At 75.1% G+C, this 21,194-nt stretch carries 15 protein-coding genes and 1 pseudogene; 4 read left to right on the plus strand and 12 right to left on the minus strand.

Annotation, left to right across the window (positions count from 1 at the left end):
- Positions 1-29: 29 nt before the first annotated feature.
- From AC2RP6_RS10345 to AC2RP6_RS10400, 12 genes are all read right to left on the minus strand, one after another.
- Positions 30-650, minus strand: a complete 621-nt coding sequence (locus AC2RP6_RS10345; RefSeq protein ID WP_486445955.1) for a DUF4328 domain-containing protein — start codon at positions 648-650, stop codon at positions 30-32.
- 272 nt (positions 651-922) lie between these two features.
- On the minus strand, positions 923-1,726 hold the full coding sequence (locus AC2RP6_RS10350) for a glycosyltransferase family 2 protein (RefSeq protein WP_486445956.1): 804 nt from the start codon (positions 1,724-1,726) through the stop codon (positions 923-925).
- A 27-nt stretch (positions 1,727-1,753) separates the two neighbouring features.
- The gene (locus AC2RP6_RS10355; RefSeq protein ID WP_486445957.1) at positions 1,754-2,818 is read right to left on the minus strand and encodes a hypothetical protein; all 1,065 of its coding nucleotides are present in this window, start codon (positions 2,816-2,818) and stop codon (positions 1,754-1,756) included.
- A 10-nt stretch (positions 2,819-2,828) separates the two neighbouring features.
- Entirely contained in the window at positions 2,829-4,277 is a 1,449-nt protein-coding gene (locus AC2RP6_RS10360; protein WP_486445958.1) for an oligosaccharide flippase family protein, read from the minus strand.
- Complete coding sequence (locus AC2RP6_RS10365) at positions 4,274-5,041, minus strand: YveK family protein (RefSeq protein ID WP_486445959.1); 768 nt, start codon at positions 5,039-5,041, stop codon at positions 4,274-4,276. The genes AC2RP6_RS10360 and AC2RP6_RS10365 overlap by 4 nt, the downstream gene beginning before the upstream one ends.
- A gap of 30 nt (positions 5,042-5,071) precedes the next feature.
- Complete coding sequence (wecB, locus tag AC2RP6_RS10370) at positions 5,072-6,202, minus strand: non-hydrolyzing UDP-N-acetylglucosamine 2-epimerase (protein ID WP_486445960.1); 1,131 nt, start codon at positions 6,200-6,202, stop codon at positions 5,072-5,074.
- 4 nt (positions 6,203-6,206) lie between these two features.
- Positions 6,207-7,463, minus strand: a complete 1,257-nt coding sequence (locus AC2RP6_RS10375; protein WP_486445961.1) for a nucleotide sugar dehydrogenase — start codon at positions 7,461-7,463, stop codon at positions 6,207-6,209.
- Positions 7,463-8,233, minus strand: a complete 771-nt coding sequence (locus AC2RP6_RS10380; protein WP_486445962.1) for a WecB/TagA/CpsF family glycosyltransferase — start codon at positions 8,231-8,233, stop codon at positions 7,463-7,465. The genes AC2RP6_RS10375 and AC2RP6_RS10380 overlap by 1 nt, the downstream gene beginning before the upstream one ends.
- Positions 8,230-9,399: a hypothetical protein gene (locus tag AC2RP6_RS10385; protein WP_486445963.1), complete on the minus strand. Its 1,170-nt coding sequence runs from the start codon at positions 9,397-9,399 to the stop codon at positions 8,230-8,232. The genes AC2RP6_RS10380 and AC2RP6_RS10385 overlap by 4 nt, the downstream gene beginning before the upstream one ends.
- A gap of 431 nt (positions 9,400-9,830) precedes the next feature.
- Complete coding sequence (locus AC2RP6_RS10390) at positions 9,831-10,430, minus strand: acyltransferase (protein WP_486445964.1); 600 nt, start codon at positions 10,428-10,430, stop codon at positions 9,831-9,833.
- A 241-nt stretch (positions 10,431-10,671) separates the two neighbouring features.
- Positions 10,672-11,619 (minus strand): AIR synthase-related protein, encoded by a 948-nt coding sequence (locus AC2RP6_RS10395; RefSeq protein ID WP_486445965.1) that lies wholly within the window; start codon positions 11,617-11,619, stop codon positions 10,672-10,674.
- A gap of 89 nt (positions 11,620-11,708) precedes the next feature.
- On the minus strand, positions 11,709-13,178 hold the full coding sequence (locus tag AC2RP6_RS10400) for an MFS transporter (protein ID WP_486445966.1): 1,470 nt from the start codon (positions 13,176-13,178) through the stop codon (positions 11,709-11,711).
- A gap of 337 nt (positions 13,179-13,515) precedes the next feature.
- Between AC2RP6_RS10400 and AC2RP6_RS10405 the strand changes: the two genes are divergently transcribed.
- From AC2RP6_RS10405 to AC2RP6_RS10420, 4 genes and pseudogenes are all read left to right on the plus strand, one after another.
- Complete coding sequence (locus AC2RP6_RS10405) at positions 13,516-14,520, plus strand: AfsA-related hotdog domain-containing protein (protein WP_486445967.1); 1,005 nt, start codon at positions 13,516-13,518, stop codon at positions 14,518-14,520.
- A gap of 5 nt (positions 14,521-14,525) precedes the next feature.
- Positions 14,526-17,207 (plus strand): AfsR/SARP family transcriptional regulator, encoded by a 2,682-nt coding sequence (locus tag AC2RP6_RS10410; RefSeq protein ID WP_486445968.1) that lies wholly within the window; start codon positions 14,526-14,528, stop codon positions 17,205-17,207.
- A 41-nt stretch (positions 17,208-17,248) separates the two neighbouring features.
- Entirely contained in the window at positions 17,249-19,525 is a 2,277-nt protein-coding gene (locus AC2RP6_RS10415; protein WP_486445969.1) for an ATP-binding protein, read from the plus strand.
- Positions 19,516-20,958: pseudogene (locus AC2RP6_RS10420) on the plus strand (AMP-binding protein); the annotation flags it as partial. The gene AC2RP6_RS10415 and the pseudogene AC2RP6_RS10420, both read left to right, overlap by 10 nt.
- Positions 20,959-21,194 lie beyond the last annotated feature (236 nt).

Here is a 21,194-nt window from a genome sequence, read left to right on the forward strand (position 1 = left end):
CACGGGCGGTTGTACCCAACCCCGTGCCGTCAGAGCCGTACGACCGCGGCGACGGGCCCCTGGGCGGACCGGGTGCGCTGCATGGCCGTCAGCGTGAGGGCGAAGAGCGGCGCGAGGACGGCGGCCACGATGTCGAGGACGTCCCCCACCAGCATGGCCGCGGCCGTGTAGCGAACGGCGCCGGGGCTCTCGGCGAGGCGGTAGGCCATGCCCCCGCACCACCCCAGGACCCGGGCGGTCAGGAAGGCGCCCCACCAGAGACTGACCAGGGTTGACGGGAAGCCGCGGTAGCCGTCGTCGGCCCTGAGCGGCCTGCTCGACTCCCAGGTGGTCGCCGCGATCCGGTACGGCAGCCAGAGCTTGGCCAACGGCACGAACCGGGCCCCAACGGCCACACCGGATGAGGGCGTGTCCGAACCCGAAGCGAAGACCCGGGCGTTCGCGCGCGCCCGGTGGAACCAGACGACGAACACGACGCACGTGACGATCAAGACCTTGGACTGGACCGAGGCGGCCAGGAGAATCAGGCTCTCGCCGCGTCCCAGGTCGGCATCGCCGACCGAACCGGGGTCGGAGAGAAGCCGGCCCATGAGCTCCCACGTCGTCCAGTCCGCATGCACGGCGAATGCGCCGCACCCGATGGAAACCACGCACATCACGGTCAGCGCGACGGCCAAGCCCACGGCCGCACCCACCCGCACGCCCTGGACAACGGGTATCGCATCCGGGGACGGGGCCGGCGAATCGGCCGGAGCTGCGCACATGCTGAAGAACCCCCACGGGTGAAGGACGGGAAAGGGCGCGCCGCGATGGCCGGGCCAGGCAGGAACCTACGGCATCCGCACGACCGGCGTCATACCCGTTTCTCCAGGTAAGGGGCACTCCTGACAGGATGCGGCCGCCGTCGGCCGTGGTGGTGGCCTCAAGGACGGTCGCGGGTGTCCCACGTGGTGTAGAAGCTGGCGGGGTTGACCAGGTAGCGGACGGTGGGGCGGGGGAGGTGGCGTACCTCGTGGCGGCGGGCGTAGCGGCGGATGAGTTCCCAGTCCTCGCGGGGCAGCACGTCGGGGGTGCGCCGCAGCCTGCTGAAGTGCAGGGCACGGCTGCGTCGGGCGACGAAGGCGTTGGTGTCGAGGAAGGCCTCGTGGGCGGCCCGGCGGCGGTCGAAGGGCACGGACAGGACGTCGTGTTCGGTGCCGTCGGGCAGCATCCGGCGCAGCGCCGTGTAGACGGCGTCGGGCCCGCCGGCCGCGTCGAGTGCGGCGAGGGCCTGTTCCAGGTGGTCGGGCTCCCACAGGTTGTCGTCGTCGAGGAAGGCGACGTACCGGGAGCGGGTGAGCCGGATGCCGACGTTGCGCACGACCCCGGCGGTCGCGGTGTTGCGGGCCAGGGAGACGGCGAACAGGCGTGGATCCGGGGGTAGTTCGGGGAGTCCCGCGCCGTCGTCGACGACGATGACCACCTGGTCGGTGACGGTCTGGGCCAGGGCGGAGTGGACGGCCGCGCGCAGTGCGTCCGGGCGCCGGTGGGTGGCGATCACGGTGGCGACCCGGGCGGCCGGCGGCTGGCCCAGGAGGGCGGCGAGGCGGGTGGTCTCGGATTCCTCGAAGCGTCGCAGCCGGAGCGCGGAGGGCAGGAGGAGGATCTTGTTGCGGGTCTCGAAGAGCACCAGCCAGCCGAAGGCCCGCTTGAGCAGTTCCCAGGGGGCCCGGGCGATACGGCGCATCGTGGATTCTCCGTGGTGGGTGGATGGTCAGGGGGCGGGTTCCACCGGGCGGCCGTCGGACATGCGGTTGTCCTTCCACACGTTCCCGGCGCCGCCCGCGTTCCAGGCGGTGACCGGGCCGTAGGCGCCACTGGCCGGGTGGTACTGGGTGGAGAAGACGTTGCCGGTGACCCGGATGCCGGTGGCGCCGGGGCCGCCGCCGTAGAGCGCGTACGCGCCGCCGGCCAGCCAGTTGTCCTCGACGACGACGGAGGAGACGACCCCGGTGTCGGCGAAGAGGCCCACGGCGGCGGTGGCTCCCCTGTCCACGGGGGTGGCGTTGAGGAGGGTGTTGTGCCGGACGGTCAGCCGGCCCCGGTTGCCCCCGCCGCTGATGACGGCGTCGGTGTGCTGCCATTCGCCGCCCTGGTTGCGGAAGGCGACGAGGTCGTGCACGTAGTTGTCGTGCAGGTCGCCCTGGCCCATGGACAGGGCGTTGCCGAACACCGAGATGTCGCACCAGCCGACCTCGATGGAGCTGCCGCCCATGTTGGAGACGGCGTAGTTGACGCCGCCGTTGTCGGGGCCCTTGCCCGGTACGGCGGTGATGGTGGTGTGCAGCACCTTGAGGCCGCTGAATCCGGGGCGCAGGTTGATCCCCCACCAGTTGGTGGAGGTGATCCTGCTGTCGATGACCGTGACGTCGTCGGCGTAGATGTCGAGCGAGCCGCGGATGTCCCAGCCCCTGATGACGGTGCCGTTCTTCTTGACGGACATGTTGCCCGTGTCGTGGCGCTCCAGGGCGATGCGCGGGCCGGTGCTGTCGGCGTCGGGGTATCCGCAGGCTCCGGGTGTGGTGCAGCCGGTGGCGGAGGGGGCCGGTGACGTTTCGCCCGTTCCGGGCGAGGGGGCCGGGGAGGTGGTGGCGGAGGGGCTCGGCGCACCGCCGGTGGCGGGCGCCGGTGTACCGGGGACGGTGTCCGACGGGGTCGCGGAGGGGGCGGCCTTCGGGTCGCTCACCCCGGTGCGGTCGGCGTCGTACAGGGTGAGGACGACGGCCAGGACCACCCCGGCGAGCAGCCACGCCACGAGGCGCCTTCGGTTCCGTAACATGGCCGGTCGCCTATCCTCGGAGCGTTTTTCGGGCGGGCAGGAGGCATGCGGCGTACGCCGCGGTACCGGCGGTCGCGGTCGCGAGGAGCGCGGGCACCGAGTCGCCGAGGGAGCGTTCCAGTACGACGAGCACGGCGGCCATCACGGCGCCGCCGAGCAGCGGCCAGGCGCAGGCCCGTACGAGGGTGCCCAGGCGGATGCCGCCGCGGTGCAGCGCGAGGAGGAACACCGGGACCACGACGGCGCAGGCGACGGCGACGTGTCCCTGGGCCACGCCGACGATGCCGCCGCCGCGGGCGCCGATCACGAGGGCGGGGACCAGGACGAGCAGCCACAGGCCCTGGACGCCGATGAGGGAACGGCGGCGGCCGACGGCCACCAGGCAGTCGTAGGCGAGTTCGCAGCCGATGCGGACGAGGCCGAGTGCCATCAGCCAGGGCAGGGCCCCGGCCGCGGGCAGCCAGCGTGCGCCGTAGACGAGTTCGATGACGGGTGCGGCGAGGGCGGCCAGCAGGACGCACAGCGGGACGGTGGCGGACGTCACCACGCCGAGGGCCCGGGCGAAGCCGGCGGCCAGCGCCTGCGGTGACCCGGCCAGCCGGGAGAAGCCCGCGAAGGAGACGCGGCGGGCGGCTTCGGAGATGATGCGGACGGGCCAGCCGGAGATGTTGAAGGCGAGGACGTAGAAGCCGAGGGCGAGGGGGTCCAGGGTGGAACCCACGACCATGGTGTCCACGTTGACCACGCCGAGGGCGAGCATGCTGGCTCCGGCCAGCGGCAGGCCGAACGTCAGCAGGGCGCGGGCCTGTGCGCGGTCCCAGCCGAACTTCAGGGTGCCGGGCGCGGCGAGGCAGCAGCCGATGAGGGCGGCGACGTTGCCGACGACGGATCCCCAGGCGAAGCTCATGGCGCCCCAGCCCTGGACGGCCAGCAGCAGGGTCACGGCGGTGCTGAGGACGAAGTTGAGCGCGTCGACTGCCATCCGCCGGCCCTGCGCGAATTCCCGGGTGAGGAAGCCGGCGGGGACCTGGGACAGCCCGTCGAGGACCACGCACAGGCACATGACCCGCAGGACCCCCGACGCCTCGGGCGAGCCGAGGACGTCGGCGACGGCCGGGGCGGTCGCGAACAGTACGGCGTACAGCAGGCAGCTGGAGGCGGCGCTGAGGGTGAGGACGGTGGGGGCGAAGCGGCGCGGGTCGCCCTCCCAGCGGACGATGGCGAGGGAGACGCCGAGTTCGTTCGCGGAAAGCAGGACGAGCAGGACGGTCTGAGCCATGCCGTACACGCCCCAGGCCTCGGGCCCGAGGAAGTAGCGGGCGAGGACGATGCCGGTCGCGAAGTTGCCGAGTCGCATGACGACCGTGTTGATCAGGCTCCACTTGGCGGCGGAGCCGACCTTGCTTCCCAGCGAGGGCGCCGCCGGGGTGGTCTGCGTGCTGGTTCCGGTGTCGGTCACGGTGACCCCGCCCCGCCGGAGCCGACCGTGCGCAGGGCCATGGTCTCGTCGGTCGCGGCGGGTGCCGCGGCGGCGGGTGTCGCGGCGGCGGGTGTCGCGGCGGGTGCGGCGGCCGCGGCCGCGGCCGCGGGCTTCCCGGCGGGGGCCGGGCGGTCCTCGCCGCGCGGGGTGCGCCGCCGGGCCTCCACGAAGAAGGTGGCGACCAGGCTGAGGACGAAGCCGAGCGCGCCGACCATGACGATGTACTGGAGCCTGGTCTTGGTCTGCGCCTCCGGTTTCTGCGGGGGCACGATCGTCGCCATCCGGATCATGGCCTCGGGGGCGACGGACTGCTGGGTCTGGAACTCCTTGAGCCTCTTGTCGGCGTAGGAGGAGAGGAGTTCACCGGACGCGAGGACGGCGGCCGGGTCGGTGCCGGTGACGGTCAGCCACATGAAGGGGCCCTGGGCGTTGTCGGCGATCTTCACCTCGTGCCTGCCGGTGACGCCGAGGGCCTTCAGGTCGGCTTTGGCGCCGTCCGAGTTGAGGTTGCGGGCGAGGCCGTCGGCCATGCCGGTGAGCGAGGCCTGGGTGCTGAGGAAGGGGTTGCCGTCGAAGGCCTCGGTGGCCTTCGACGAGTTGAGCAGCGTCACGGTGCTCTGGGACCGGTACTCCACCGGGATCAGCAGGTGCACGGCGGCGGTCAGTGCCGCTGTCAGCAGCAGGCCGGGCAGCAGCACGTACCAGCGCCTGCGCATGACCCGCCCTATCTCGGCGAGGTCCATGGTCTTCCCCCTTGTTGCGGATGTTCCCGGTTACTGCGGTCCGTGCCCGGCGGCCGGCACGAGGTCGGTGGGTCTGGGCCGGGTACGGGCGGTCCCGCCGTCGAGGAGGACGGCGGCGATGCGCTCGCTGGCGCGGCCGTCCCACAGGGCGGGGCAGCGCGGCGCGGGCGGATCGTCGAGCACCTGGTCCACGGTGGCGACGATCCGGTCGGGATCGGTGCCGGCCAGGACGTTGGTGCCCTCCGACACGGTGACGGGACGCTCGGTGTTCTCGCGCAGGGTCACGCAGGGCACGCCCAGCGCGGTGGTCTCCTCCTGGACGCCCCCGGAGTCGGTGAGCACCAGGCGCGCGGAGTCCTGCAGGGCGATGAAGTCGAGGTACCCGGCGGCCGGCACGAGCCGGATGCCGTCGGGGACGCCGACCGCGGCCAGCCGCTCGGCGGCCCGCGGGTGCACGGGCAGCAGCAGCGGGCAGCGTCCGGCGATCTCGCCGAGGGCCTTGAGCAGGCCCCGCAGCGCGCCCGGGTCGTCCACATTGGCCGGCCGGTGCAGCGTGACCAGTCCGTATCCGCCGCGGGTGAGCCCGTGGCGGTCCAGGACGTCGGACTGCCGGGCGCGGTCGAGGTTGGCGAGGAGGGTGTCGATCATGACGTTGCCGACGACGTGGATCTGGTCCTCGCGGTAGCCCTCGGCGCGCAGGTTCTCGGCGGCGTCGGGCGAGGGGGCCAGCAGGTAGTCGCTGACCCGGTCGGTGGCGACCCGGTTGACCTCCTCGGGCATGCTCCAGTCGCGGCTGCGCAGGCCCGCTTCCACGTGGGCCAGCAGCGGGCCGGCCTTCGCGGTCACCAGGGCGCAGGCGAGGGTGGAGTTGATGTCCCCGACGACCACGACGGCGTCGGGGGCCAGTTCCTCGACGAGGGGCTCGAAGGCGGCCATCACCCGGCCGGTCTGCTGGGCGTGGCTGCCCGACCCGGCGCCCAGGTACCGGTCGGGCGGCCGGATGCCGAGGTCGCGGAAGAAGACGTCGTTCATGGACGGGTCGTAGTGCTGTCCGGTGTGGACGAGGACCACCTCGGCGCCGCGGCGCTCCAGTGCGTCCATCACCGGTTTGATCTTCATGTAGTTGGGGCGCGCCCCGGCGACGCAGACGATCCTGGCCATGGGTTCAGAGCACCTCCACCTTCGGGCCGGTCATGCGGTTGCGGGTGTCGAGGACGAAGGAGGCGTGCTCGGTGATCATCTGGTAGTCGAAGGAGTCGTGGTCGGTGAGCAGGACCACGACGTCGGCGGCAGCCAGCTCCTTGCGGGTCGCCTCGACCCGGGCGAGACGGGCGTCGACCTTGACGCTCTCCACCACGTGCGGGTCGACCGCGCGGACCTTGGCGCCCATGTCGAGGAGCAGTTCGGCGATGCGTACGGCGGGCGACTCGCGGGCGTCGCCGGTGTTCTTCTTGTACGCGAGGCCGAGCAGCAGGACCCGGGAGCCGTTGACGGAGCGGCGCTTGGAGTTGAGGGCGTCGATCACGCGGCGCGTGACGTACTCGGGCATGTGGTTGTTGATGTCGTTGGCGAGTTCGACGAAGCGGAAGTTCTGGCCGAGTTCGCGCTGGACGCGCCAGTTCAGGTACGAGGGGTCGATCGGCAGGCAGTGTCCGCCGACCCCCGGGCCGGGGGTGAACTTCATGAAGCCGAAGGGCTTGCTGGAGGCGGCCTCGATGGACTGCCAGACGTCGATGTCGAGGTGGCGGGCGAACATGGCGATCTCGTTGACGAGGGCGATGTTCACGTGCCGGAAGGTGTTCTCCAGCAGTTTCGCCAGCTCCGCCTCCTTGGGCGAGCGGACGGGCACGGTGGTGTCGACGAGCTGTCCGTAGAAGGCCTCGACGGCCTTCAGGGAGGCGGCGTCGACGCCGGAGACGACCTTGGGCGTCTGCTGGAAGCCCCAGACGGTGTTGCCGGGGTCGATGCGTTCCGGGCTGTAGCCCAGGTGGAAGTCGGCGCCGGCGGTGAGTCCGGAGCCATCCTCCAGGATCGGGGCGAACAGTTCCTCGGTGGTGCCCGGGTAGGTGGTGGATTCCAGGACCACGGTCGCACCCGGGCGCAGGAAGCGGGCCAGGGTGTGGGCCGACTCCTCGATGTAGCGCAGGTCGGGCGCCCCGTCCTGTAAGGGGGTGGGCACGGTGACGACGGCGACGTCGAATCCGCCGCAGTCCCGGGCGAGTTCGCTGGGCCGGTAGGTGCCGCGCTCCAGGGCGCGGGCGAGGCGTTCGGAGGAGACGTCCTCCACGTAGGACTCGCCGGCGGCGAGGCTCTTGACCCGCCGGGCGTCCACGTCGTAGCCGATCACCTGGTGGCCGACCTCGGCGGCCCGGACGGCCAGTGGAAGGCCTACGTATCCCTGTCCCACGACGACGACGCGCATCAGCAGTGACTCCTGTTCGCGGAACCGGCAGACGGGGTGCGGTGGATGAGCTCGCGGACCGTCATGACGAGGAAGGCGGCATTGGTGGTGAGGTAGCGCTTGCCGAGGCGGCGCGGTTCCTGGAGGGTGCGGTAGAACCATTCGAGGCCCATCCGCTGCCAGGCCAGGGGAGCCCGTTTGGTGATGCCGGCGAGGATGTCGAAGGAGCCTCCGACGCCGTGGACGACGTGGGCGCCGGTGCGCTTGCCGTAGCCGGCGGTGAAGATCTCCTTCTTGGGGGAGGTCATGCCGAGGAACAGCAGGCGCGCGCCGCTGTCGGCGACGGCGTCGGCGATCCCCTCCTGCTCGGCGTCGCCGAAGTAGCCGTTGCGGCTGCCCGCGACCCGCAGTTCCGGGAAGCGTTCGGAGATCTGTCCGAGCATCATGTCCAGCACCTGCTGCTGGGCGCCGAGGAGGTAGACGGGGATGTCCGCGACCTCGGCGGCGGCGAGCAGGCGCATGAACAGGTCGATGCCCGCGACGCGTTCGGGCAGCCGGACGCCCAGGACGCGGCCGGCCCAGACCACGGCCTGGCCGTCGGCCAGGACGAGGTCGCAGCCGGCGACCGCTTCGGCGAGGGCGGGGTCGCGCCGCATGTTGACCAGCTTGGCGGCGTTGACCATGCCGATCTCGATCTGCTCCCCGCGCCGTACGGCGTCCAGGCAGCGCTGCACGGTCTCGTCCATGGTCAGGGGGTCGAGGGTGACCCCGAAGAGGGTGCTCCGGCTCATCTCTGCGGCCCCCCGAGCCAGGCGAACAGCATCCAGCCGAACTCGTACGGGCGGCACTCGCGGTCCACCCAGCGGGGGCGGAAGAGCGCGTCCAGGGGTGTGAGCCGGGCGTTGGGGACGACGCGGGTGGTGAGGCCGCGGGCGGCCCGGACGGCCTTCTTCGGGTCGCCCCGGAAGACCTTGCGCCAGGTGACGCCGAGGTCCTCGCGGATCATCGGCTCGCGCGGCGCGCCGTCGGGCCCGGCGAGTTCGGGCACCGCCGTCATCCAGCGCAGTCCCCGGCGGACCGCCGCGGCGAAGTCCGTGCCTCCCGCGTCGGCCAGGTCGAACAGGGCGGTCGGCGCCATCGCGTGCTGGTGGACGCTGTAGACGGGGTAGCCCTCGATCACACCGCCCCGGCGGGCGTCGTAGTGCCACCACCACTGGCCGCCGTCGCCCTGGAGGTCGACGATGCGGGCGGCGCAGGCGTCGGCGGCCGCGAGGGCCTCCGGATCGTCGCCGCTCGCGTGCAGCCGGGCCAGCGCCTGCAGCGGATAGGTCTGGTCGGCGAAGCAGGCCACGTGCGCGCGGTAGCCCGGCACCGGTCCGGGCCCGGTGGCGTGCGGGAACAGCGGGCCGCCTCCGGTCCTGGCGGACAGCAGGCGGGTGCGGGCGGCCGCGAGGCGGTCCTCGACGTCCACCACGGCGCGGGCGGCCGTGAGGGCGGAGAGCACCCAGGCCGCCTCGACCGTGAACTGCGGACGGCCGGGCAGGTCGAGCGCGGCGACCCGGTCGAGCGCGTCGGACAGTTTCGGGTGGCCGGTCTCGGCGGCGGCCCAGGCGACGAGCGCCGCGTCGCCGAGGTTGACCACCCCGGGCAGCCGTTCCACCAGCAGTCCGGTGAACTCCTCGGCGGAGCGTCCGCCGAACAGGGCGCGTTGGCGGTCCTCGGGCAGGTACCGGGCGCCCAGCGCGGTGATGGCCGCGTACCGGGTGCTGGTCCCCCGCAGTTCGAGGCGGCGGGTGCCCCCGGGCGAGACCGTCGCGGCCCTGGTGAAGGCGAAGGTCTCGGCCTCGGGGAGGTACATGGCGGGCAGTCCCGCCTCGGCCAGCCCGAGCAGCCGCTGCGCCAGCGCGTGCAGCTCCCGGTCCTCCTCGGCCAGTGCTCCTAATCGTGTGAGGGTCATCGGGTCCCCACCCCGACTCCCCGGGTGCCGCTCGCACCCCGCATGTCCGAGCTCTTCGGCTCCAACACACCTACCCCCTCTGATCTTTCCTCGGACGGACCTGGCGGTCGTCATTCCGTGGAGGGGGACTGCGCGTGACGGCGCCCGTGACCGCGGCGTCCGGCGCCGCGGGCACGAGCCGTCCGAAGGCTGCCGTCTGGATCCCCCCAGCGATGCCTCCGGACCGGGACACGCGCGCACGGCAGCGTCCGCGGGCGCGGTGGAACCACGCTCCGCCGGGCGCTGCCCGCGGTGCCTCGTCGTACACAACCCCCCACTGAGCAAGGCCTGTTGCCTGCTCAGATCCCGTGTGCAGGGACACGTTATGCCCACGGATGTTCATTGATTGTGGTTTTGAGGAAATGCCGGTGACCTAAATTGCCGACATTCCGTCAGTCGCGCTCGGTGAGCGTGCCGTCCTTCTCGTCGTGGAGCGCTCCGGTGCGCGGACACTCCCAGGTGCCCGGTTCCCCGTCGCGTTCCACCAGACGGACCCCGGCCCGGCCCACCCAACCGATCCGGCGGGCCGGCACGCCGGCCACGAGGGCGAAGTCCGGTACGTCCCGGGAGACCACCGCCCCGGCCGCGACGAGGGCCCAGCGCCCGACGCGGACTCCGGCCACGCAGACCGAGCGGGCCCCCAGTGAGGCGCCCTCGGCCACGACGACCCCGGCGGCCTCCCAGTCGCCGTCGCGCTTGAGGGCGCCGTCGGGATCGACCGCGCGCGGGTAGAAGTCGTTGGTGAGGACGGCGGCCGGGCCGATGAACACCCCGTCGCCCAGCTCCGCCGGCTCGTACACGAGCGCGTAGTTCTGCAGTTTGACGTGGTCGCCGATCCGCACGCCGGGCCCGACGTACGCGCCGCGCCCCACGATGCACCCGCGCCCCAGCCGGGCTTCCTCCCGTATCTGCGCCAGATCCCAGATGGTGGTCCCCTCGCCGAGCTCGGCGCTCCCGTCGACCTGCGAGGTGGGTTGAATGCGGACACTCACGGCGCGGTCCCCCTGGTGAGACGTGCTGCGCACGGACGCGCGAGGGCGCGGACGTGCGGATGCACGGATGACTGATGAACAGATGTGCTGGCGGTCGGACGTTCCCGTGCTCTGACGTTCCCCTGGTCAGGTGTACGGAGGTACGCGCCGAGCATATGCGGCCACGGGGCGTTCCACCGGCGGATCAACCGACTGTTCATCCAACGCACTTGGGACCGCGGGACGCCGGGGTCCGCGTGGGTCAGAGGAGGCGTTCGGGAACGGAGCCGGCGGGCACGGTGCGCCCGCGCAGGCGCCCGTCGGGGGAAAGGAACTCGACGTCGCCCAGGGGGTCGGCGGTGACCTCCCCGACGACCGCGGCCCGCCGCCCGTGGGGGTGCTCGCGCAACGCCGCGAGGACCCGGCCGGTGCGCCCGGGCGGGACGAAGAGGCACAGACAGCCGGCGCACGCCGCGTCCAGCGGGGCGAGTCCGCGGGCGCCGAGGGCCACCCGGGCCGCGTGGCGCACGGGCAGCGCGGACTCGTCGACGCGCAGGGTGAGGCCGAGGCCCGCCGCGGTCCGCCGCAGTACCTCGGCCAGGCCGCCCGCGACCACGGTCCGGGCGTGCCGGACGTCGGAGCGCACCGTCCGCAGCAGGCCGCCGAGGGGGGCGCAGTCGCTGGGTACGTGGTGTTCGTACCCCAGGCCGTCGCGCAGCGACACCAGGTGGGCGGCGTGGCTGCCGAGCGGCCCGGTCACGACGATGCGGTCCCCCGGCCGGACCGCGTGGAGTTCCAGGGCGGGGCCGCCGTCCGGCACTCCGAACGCGGTGGTGGTGACGAAGACCCGGTCGGCCTCGCCGGCCCGGACGACCTGGGTGTCGACGGCGGCGATGGAGACCCCGGCCTCGGCGGCGGCCTCCCGCACCGAACGGGTCAGCCGGTGGACCAGTTCCAGCGGGAGCCCGGCCTCCAGCACGATGCCGAGGGCGACGTGCCGGGGTGCGGCGCCGGTGACGGCCAGTTCGTTGACGGCGCCGCAGACGGCCACGCGGCCGATGTCGCCGTTGCCGAAGAAGGGCGGGTCGACCACGTACGTCCCGGTACGGACGACGACGCCGCGGTCCGGGAGCAGTTCCTCCTCGATCAGGGCGCGCACGGCGGGGCCGAAGCCGACCTGGGCCGCGTCCCGTCCTTGTGCGTACGTCACGCCGTCCCCCGATGCGCCCGGTCCACGTTCGCCCCATCATGCGGCGCCCGCGGGGCTCCGCCTACCCGTGTCATCCGTACGGCGGGCGTTCAGGGGTCGGTAGGGGCCTGCGGGTCGACGTACCCCCGCAGCAGGACGACGGCGGCCGCGGTGGCGAGCGCCGGCAGGGCGGCAAAGCCCGCCAGGACGCCCAGTTCGGCGGTCGCGGTCTGCTCCGCGGCGCGGCCGGTGCCGGAGGAGGCGTAGCCGGTGAGCTGCAGGACGAGTCCGAAGACGAAGGGTCCGGCGGCGACCCCGAGCCCCTCACCGGTGGTGAACAGCCCCGACAGGATGCCCGCCCCGCCGCGCCCGGCACGGGCTGTGCACCGCGCCAGCATGGCGTACAGGAACAGCAGCTGGCCGGCGTGGCCGGTGCCGGCGAGGACCATGGCGGCCGGCACCGCCGCGGCGGGCAGCACGGGGGCCGCGAGGAGCAGCAGGCAGCCGGCGGCGAACAGCGTGGACGCGAGGGCGTAGCCATGGCGTCCGCTCAGCCGCGACCAGAGCGGGACGGTCAGCAGGTTGGGGGCGACGAACGCGACGACGAGGGGGCCCACGCCGGCGGAGTCCCGCAGGACGTGGTCGGCGAAGTAGGGGGCGCCCGCGAGCAGGACGCCGGTGGCCACGGACTGGACGACCACGCACCGCAGCAGCGCCGCGAAGGAGGGGTCGGCGCGGGCCGTGGCGAACTGCCGGCGCAGGCCGGCCTCCCCCGCGGCGGCCCGGCTGCGGGCGGACGGACCGGAGCCGTGGGCACGGCCGGACCCGGGCCCGGGCCCGGAGGGGTCGCTGGACCTTGGGGGGCCGGAGGAGCCCGAGGAGCCCGAGGAGCCGGCTCCGGAGGTGCCGGCGAAGACCCAGAGCGCGCCGAGGGCGATGACCGCGGCGCCGAAGACGCCGGCCCAGCGGTGCCCGGCGACACCGCCGCCCCCGGCGTCGATCAGGGCGGGGGCGGCGGCACCGGTGACCAGCGCGGCCACCCCGATGACCGCGACCCGGCCGCCGACCAGGCGCGTGCGGTCCTCGTCGCGGAGGGCGAGCTCGGCGGGCATGGCCACGTAGGGCACTTGGAAGAAGGCGAAGGCGGTGGCGGTGAGCAGGTATCCGGACGCGGTGAACCAGGCGCCCGCGGTGCCCGGCAGCGGGCCTGCGAACGTCAGCGCGAAGCCCGCGGCCATGGCGAGCCCGCCCCACAGGACGTACGGGCGGCGGGCGCCCCAGCGGGTGCGCGTACGGTCGCTGACGCGTCCGACGAGCGGGTTGAGCAGCGCGTCCCAGGCCTTGGGCACGAACACGACCAGGCCCGCCAGCGCGGCGCCCACGCCCAGGGTGTCGGTGAGGTACGGGAGCAGCAGCAGGCCCGGGAGCGTGGTGAAGGTGGCGGTGACGAGGGAACCCGAGGCGTAGCCGAACCGCGTCCGGGCCGGCGGGCCGGCCGGCGGGACGGGGGCGGGGACGGGGACGTGGGCGGGGGCGGACGGTGCCGCGCCTCGCGTGCGCGCGGTCCCTGTGGTGGCCATCGGGGCTCCCTTCCGGGATCGGGGAGAGCGGGGTGAACGGGGGAAGCTGGGGGTGAGGGGGCGGGGGTGCCAAGGCCCCGCGCACGAGGGGTGGGGGATGCCCCCAGGGGGCGGGGCCTTGGCTCGGGTCCGTGAAGTCCCACTGACCGCGCGGGACTTGACGGGGGCTCTCGGGTACCCACACTCCGGCAGCCGGCATGGGTGTCGCTAAAGCCCGGACCTCCGGGCCCGTCCGGACGGCCCGGACGAGTTCCTGCCATGCACTTTGCTGACACCGGTTCCGGCTGGCCGCCCGCTCGGCGACCGCCCCACCATGGCTGCAGAGAAGGAGAGGGACATGACAGTCGACCACGGCACGGCCTCGCCCCCCACCATCCATGGACACGCGACCGCGGGCACCCAGCACCTGATCCACCACCCGCCCTCGCGGGCGTACTACGCCCTCGACGCACCCAGCCTGGGCGAGGAGAACTTCACCCTCGTCGGCGCGACGCCCGTCACCCACCCGCTCTTCAACGACGGCCCGGGCCGCTTCCACGACCTGCAGATCGCGACCGAGACGGTCCGCGAGATCGGCGAGTTCGTCGGCCACCGCTACTTCGGCGTCCCGGACGACCGGCCCGGCCTGTTCTACCGCTTCACCCTCGACTTCACCGACCTCTCCGCCTGGCGCACGGACCCGGGCGGCCCCCGCCCGGTGCCCCTGGCCACCCACATCCGGGCCCGTCCGGCGAACGTGGTGGCCGAGGTGCCGCGCGGTCTGGACTTCGACCTCCGGGTGACCATCGACGGCCGCCCGTGCGCGACGGGCACCGCCGGACTGGTCTTCCTCATGCCGAAGCTGTACCGCAAGCACGTGGAGCACTCCCGGCGGGCCCTGCAGGCCGCGCCGGAGATCGACGACGCGCCGGACGGCCCGCTGCGCCCGGCCGACTCCGCCGAGGCGGGCCGCTACGCGCCCGAGAACATCGTGATCAGCGAACCCACCGACGTCTCGCGGGGCCGGCTGAGCACCTGGCTGCTCCCGACCCCCGTCAGCCCCCTCTTCACCGGCGAGGACGGCCAGTACTCCGGCCTGCACCTGCTGGAGGCGCTGCGCCAGACCTCGCTGCTCGCCGCCGGCCGCGCGCACGGGCTGGGCGCCGCGCACAGCACGCTCGGCGCCTGCCGGATCCACTTCCGCGGCCCCGCGGAACGCGAACTTCCGCTGCGCTGCGTCGCAGTGGCCGGACCGCTGGGACGCGACGACGAGGGCCGGCCCTCCGTCTCGGTCACGCTCACCCTGACCCAGCGGCGGCGCGCGGTGGCCGAGGCGCGCACCACCGTGGTGCAGGACCACTGAGCACCATGCGCTTCGGGATCCTGGGCCCGCTGGAGGTCACCGGCGCGGCGGCGGCCACAGACGCCGGCCGGGAGCCCTCGTACGCTCCGCAGGCCGCCAAGCTGCGGGTCGTCCTCGGCACGCTCCTGATCCGCGCGAACGAGGTCGTGTCGGTGGAGAGCCTCATCGACGAGCTGTGGCCGGACGCGCCGCCGCGCACCGCGACGACCACCCTCCAGGTGTACGTGTCCCACCTGCGCAAGACCCTCCACGGCGCCGATCCGGACAACGGCCGCGAGGCCCTGGTCACCCGGCGCCCTGGCTACCTGCTGCGGGTCGGCGCGGACTCCGTCGACGCGCTCGCCTTCGAGGACCTGTTCCGGCGGGGTCACCAGGCCCTGCAGGCGTCGGACTTCGCGGCCGCGGCCGATCTGCAGCGGCGGGCGCTGGCCCTGTGGCGGGGGCCGCTGCTGTCGGACACCCCGCACGGGCCGGTGCTGGAGGGTGCCGCCGTGCGGCTGGCCGAGGCGCGGACCACCGCCCTGGACGAGCGGATCCGGGCCGAGCTGCACCTCGGGCTGCACCGCGAACTGGTCGCCGAACTACAGGAGTTGGTTGCCGAGCACCGGATGCACGAGGAGTTCCACACGCATCTGATGGTGGCGCTGTACCGGTGCGGGCGGCAGGCCGAGGCCCTGCGCGTGTTCGCGGCGCTGCGGCGCACCCTCGTGGAGGAGCTGGGGATCGAGCCCGGCCCGTCGTCGACCCGGCTCCAGCGGCGCATCCTGGAGGGCGACCCGGCGCTGACGCGCGCCGGGGGCGGGGCCACCGGACCGGGCCGCTCCGCGGGAACCGCTCCGGCGGCGGTCGGGCCGGCCGGGACGGGCCGGTCCCCCGGTCACGACGGGCCGGCGGCCGTCTCCGCGACCGGTGCGGGCGAGGGAGCGGACGCCGCCGTCCCGGCCGCGGTGCTCGGCGCGCTGCCCGCCGCCGACCCCTGCTTCACCGGCCGCACGGAGGAACTGAACCGCCTGGAGCGGATGTTGCGCAGTGCCCCGGCCGGCGGCTGCGTCGCCGTGACGGGCATGCCGGGCGCCGGGAAGACCGCGCTGGCCGTCCAGGCGGCGCACCGGGTCGCGGACGCCTTCCCCGACGGCCTGCTCCACCTGGACCTGCGCGACGGCGCCGGTCCGGGCCTGCCGTCGGACGCGGCGGCCCTGCAACGGCTGCTGCCCGCCCCCGCCGGGTCCGGCGCCGGCCCCGCGGACGGCGCCCCGCGGGCCCCCCGGCTGCTGCTGGTCCTGGACGGGGTCGGCTCGGAGACCCAGGTGCGGCCGCTCCTGCCGGCCCTGCGGGACGCCGTGGTGCTGATCGTGGCGCGCCGGGTGCCCGCCGGCCTCCCCGGTCTGCGCTCGGTGCTCCTCGGTCCGTGGCACCCGGACGAGGCACAGCGGCTCGTCGGGCTGTTCACCGGGCGCGCGGGGACCCGCCCGGGGACGCTCGCCGGGACGGCCGCGCTGGACGCGGGGCCGGGCATCGGCCCCGACACGGTCGCCGAGATCGCCGAGCTGTGCGGGCGGCTGCCGCTCGCCGTGCGCACCGCGGCGGCGCAGCTCGCCGCCCGTCCGCACTGGACGGCCGCCGTCCTGGCGGACCGGCTGCGGGACGAGGACGGCCGCCTGGACGTGCTGCGCACGGGAGACGTGGACGTCCGGGCGCGTCTCCTGGACGCCTACGCCGCGTGTCCCGACCCGCAGCGGCGGGCGTTCCGGCTTCTGTCCCTGCTGCCGCCCGGCCGGTTCGGCGCCCGGCAGGCCGCGGCCGCCCTCGACCTGACCGAGGCGCGGGCCTCGGCGGTTATGGAGGCGCTGGCCGACGAGCGGCTCGTCGCCGTGGACCGCGACGGCTGCCGCCTCCCGGAGCTGCTGCGGCTGCTGGCGGTGGAACGGCTGGCGCTGGAGGAACCGCCCGAGGCGGTCCGGGCGGCGGCGGAGCGGGTGTGCCGCGCGTACGCGGAGGCGGCCGCGGCGGAGCCGGGCCGGTTGTCGGACTCGGGGGCGCGCGGGCTCGTACGCCTGGCCCGGACCGCGTACGGGGCGGGGCTGTGGTCGCTGGCCGTACGGCTTACGGACGCCCTGGCCGGGTGGGTGCCGGACGACGGGGAGGCCGTGTACGCGCTGGCGCTGGATGCGGCGGGGCGCTGCGCCGACCGGTCGGCGCAGGCCCGGATGCGGCGCTCGCTCGGCGAACTCGCCTGGCGGTACCGGCGTGTGGAGCGGGCGCACGAGCTGTTCTCGGGCGCCCTCGCACTCGCCCGCGAGGTCGGTGACGAGGAGGAGGCCGCCCGCGCCCAGGTGGGCCTGGCAGAACTGCACCTGGACGCCGGGGAGCCGGCGCGGGCAGCGGCGCTGCTGGAGCCCGCCCTCGCCGCGCTGTCGGCTCCGGGCCGCACCCGCGGCCGGTACGAGGCGAGCCGCGCGCGGGCGCTGCTGGCGCTGGCGCGGGAGGGGCGGGAGAGCGCCCGGGCGTGGTTCGGCGAGTGCCTGGAACTGGCGGGCGCGCTGCGCGACCAGCGGCTGGAGGTGTACGCGCTGCGCTCGTTGCGGGCGCTGAGCCTGCCGCCGGAGACCCGCTCCGGCCCGGCCTCGCGCGCCGTGGAGATCGGCCCCGGCCTGTGGCGCATCCACCCGGCCGGCGTCCCCACGTGAGCGGCCCGGCCGGGCCCCGCGAACCCTGTGGAAGGAGCACCATGAGCACGTTGGGCACCCTGCCGGCAGCGCTCGGCCCGGTGACGGAGCCGGTCGGCCGGGAGCTCGAGGCGGCCATGCTGCGCGAGCGGCTGCGGGACCCGCTGGTCCGGCTGGTGACGGTCACCGGGCGGGCCGGGGTGGGCAAGACCCGGCTGGCCCTGGAGGTCGTACGGGAGATCGGCGGGGAGTTCCGCGGGGTGGAGGTGCTGGACGCCGGGGCGCCGGGCACGCCGCCGGCCCTGGCGGCGTGGACCTCTTCGGCCGCACCGGCGGCACAGCAGGGGGCCGGCCGGGTCCTGCTGCTGCTGGACGGCTGCGACCACGAGGCACGGCCGGGTGCGGCGGGGGCGCTGGAGGCGCTCGCAGGTGACCCGCGGGTGGTGGTGCTGGCCACGGCCGTGGAGCCGCTCGGGGTGTACGGGGAGCTGCTGCTGCCGCTCGACCCGCTGGCGGTCCCGGGCCCGGTGCGCGGTCCGGCGGGCAGCGGCGCGGCCGCGGCCGATCCGCACGAACTGCAGGAGGTGGCGTCGGTGGCGCTGTTCGTGCGGCGGGCCCGGGCCGCCGACCCTTCCTTCGCGCTCACCGCGGAGAACGCCGGGGCGGTCGCGGAGATCTGCACGCTGCTGGACGGGCTGCCGCTCGCGGTCGAACTCGCCGCGCGCCGGCTGCGGCTGCTGCCCCCGCACCTGCTGGCGGTCCGGCTGCGGGACCGGACGACGGTCCTGTCCGGCGGGCCGGCGCACGCGCCGGAGCGGCACCGCTCGCTCGCCGCCCTCGCCGGGTGGAGCTGCCGCGGACTGGACGCCCCGGCCCGCGCCCTGCTGGGCCGGCTGTCGGTGTACGAGCCGGGCTTCGGCCTGGCGGCGGCGGGGCTGGAGGCGGAGCCGGCCGTCGACGCACTGATGGACCGCGGCCTGCTCGTCGTGGTGGGTGAGGAACGCGGTGAGCTGCGGCTGGCCGTCTCCGAGCCCGTACGCTCCGCCGCGCGCGAGGCGTTGGCGGAGGCGGGCGGCGAGGACGCGGCCCGGGACGCGCACGCCGAGCGCTACCGGGCCCTGGCGGGTTCCGCCCGGGCCGGGCTGCGGGGAACCGGACAGGACCGTCTCCTGCGGGAACTGGCCGCCGAGGGGGCCAACGTGAGCGCGGCCGTGCGGCGGCTGCGCGAGCGGGGCGACGCCGGGGCGGCCGCCGCCGTGGTCCTCGGCTGCCGCCTGCCCTGGCTGGCGCAGGGACGGTTGCGGGAGGGCCTGGAGTGGTGCGACGAGCTCGACGGGGAGAGCGGTCCGCAGCTGCCGGACGCCGTGCGGGCCCGTCTCGCCGACATGTCGGGGGTGTTCGCGCTCGCCCTGGGCGATCCGCAGGAGGCGGTCCGCCGGCACCGGTACGCGCTCACCCTGGGCCGGGCCGTCGGCGACCGTCGGCAGAACGCGCTCGTCTCCGCCCACCTCGGCGCGGCCCTGCTGGCGGCCGGTGACCCGCCGGGGGCCCGGGCCGTGCTGGTGACCGCGCACAGTGCGCTGGAGGCGATGGGCGTCACCGCGGGCGCCGCCGGGGCGGCCGCCTCGCTCGCCGGTGTCCTGCGGGCCGAGGGAGACCGCCGCCGGGCGCGGGAGCTGCTGGACCGGGCGGTCGAGGCGCTGCGGCGGAGCCGGGACGGGCGGGGGCTCGCGGCCGCCCTGCGCACGGACGCCGCGCTGGCCGTGGACGGTGACGAGCCGGTCCTGGCGGACCGGGCACTGCGGGAGGGTCTGCGGCTCTACGGGGCCGTCGGCGAGCGGAGCGAACTACCCGGCACGCTGGAGGAGTTCGCGCTGCTGCTGATGCGCACGGCGCCCGCCCAGCGGCCGCGGACGGTGCGGCTGCTGGCGGCGGCCGACGCCCTGCGCGCCGCGACGGGCGCCGCGGTGCCGGACGCGTGGCGGTCGGCGGCCGAGCGGGCCCGGACGGACCTGGGCGCCCGCCTGGACTGGACGGACTTCGCACTGGCCTGGGCGGAAGGCGTACGGATGACCGCGTCCGAGGCGGTGGCGGAGGCCCTGTCGGCGCCCGCGCCGGCGCGGCGCCCGTCGGCCGGGCCGGCCCCCGAGGAGCAGTCGCTGACACCGCGCCAGGTACAGGTAGCGCTGCTCATCTCCGAAGGAATGACGAATCGTCAGATCGCGGTCAGGCTGGACATATCCGAGTGGACGGTGGTCAACCACGTGCGGCAGGTCATGCGCCGCCTGGGATGCTCCTCCCGGGTGCAGGTCGCCGGGGCGGTGGGCCGATGGGCCTGACCGGCACACCCGCCCGGCCGCTGGACCTGGCGCCGCCCCCCGAGGTCGCGGAGCGGTTCCGGGCCGCCGGCTGGTGGCGCGGGGAGACCTTCCTGGACGATCTGTACCGGACGGCGGCCCGTGCGCCGCAGCGCCCCGCGATCGTCTCCGACCGGGCCCACAGGCCCGCCGGCCGGCACCTGGTGACCGTCACCTACGCCCAGCTCGCCGCGTACGTCGACCGGTTCGCGGCGGCCCTGACGTCCCTCGGGGCCGTCCCCGGCGACCCGGTCGCCTACCAGCTGCCGAACTGGTGGGAGACCGCGGCGCTCACCCTGGCCTGCCTGCGCGTCGGCGCGGTCGCGGTGCCGGTGCTGCCGACCGTACGGGCCCACGGGCTGCACCGGATCCTGGACGGCACCCGGGCCCGCATCTGCGTGGTGCCCGAGGTCTGGGAGGGCTTCGCCCACGCCGAGGCACTGGCGGACCTGGGCGGCCGGCTGCCGTGGCTGCGCCACCGGGTCGTGGTGGGCGACGCGGCGGCGACCGGGGCGGTGGACTTCACCGAGTACTTCCTGCGGACCCCGCACGAGCGCACGGCGGCGGGCCGGCGCGGCAGAGCGCGGGGCGGGCGGGCCGACCGCCCGGCCCTGCTGATCAGCGTCATGGGACTGCGGGACGTCTACACCTCGGTGCTGCACTCCCCCAACACCCTGTACGCCAACATCTCCGCGCAGAGTGCTCCCGACGGGCCCGGACGGCGGCCGGGCGAGGTCTTCCTCAGCACCCTGCCCCTCACCTCGCTGGCCTCGCTGATCTACACCGTGTGCTGGCCGCTGGTGGTCGGCGGGACCGGGGTCTGCCAGGACGTGTGGGACCCGGGGCGCTGCCTGGACCTGATGGCCGCGGCCGGCGTCGACCAGGTCTACGCGGAGCCGGCCTACCTCTCCGAACTGCTGACGGCGCGGCGCCGCCGACCGTGGGCGGCGCAGCGGCTGCGACTGGTGCTGTCGGGCGGCCGTACCAGTACGCCGGCGCCGCTGGCCGAGGAGCTGCGGGAGGTGTTCGGGGTACCCGTGCTGTCCGTGTGGGGGGCGCCCGAGCTGGGCATGGGCGCGCTCTCCGGGGACGCGGCCGGCGGTGGTGACGGGGTCCGTCCGCTGGGCGGGCTGGAGGTGTCGGCCGGGCCCGCGGGGTCGGCGCTGGAGGTGCGCGGCCCGTCGGTCTGCCTGGCGACCTGGCGGCACGGCGCTCCGGCGCCGGTGGCGACGTGGGAGCGGGGGGACGGCTGGCTGGACACGGGTGACCTGGCGGCGGCCGACCCGGACGGCGGGCTCCGGGTACTGTCCCGGGCGGGCACGCGGACCGGCGCCATCTTCATGGTGCCGGTCGCCGAGGTGGAGGAGCGGCTGCTGGCCCACCCCCGGGTGCGGGAGGCGGCGGTGGTGGCCTACACCGACCCGGAGCACGGGGAGTTGCCGTGCGCCGTGGTGGTCCCGGCCGCCGAGGACGGGCCGCCGGGACCGGCGGCTCCGCGGGCACCTCGTCCGCCTGGGGGTCGCGGAGGCCTTCCTGCCCACCCGGCTGGAGATCGTCGGGGCGCTCCCGCGCGACGACCGCGGCGAGGTGCGCCGGGAGGCCCTGCGCAGCTGGCTGGCCCGGCTGCGCCCGGGCGGCCCCCGGCCGGCTC

The organism is Streptomyces sp. WAC03905, assembly GCF_057371075.1.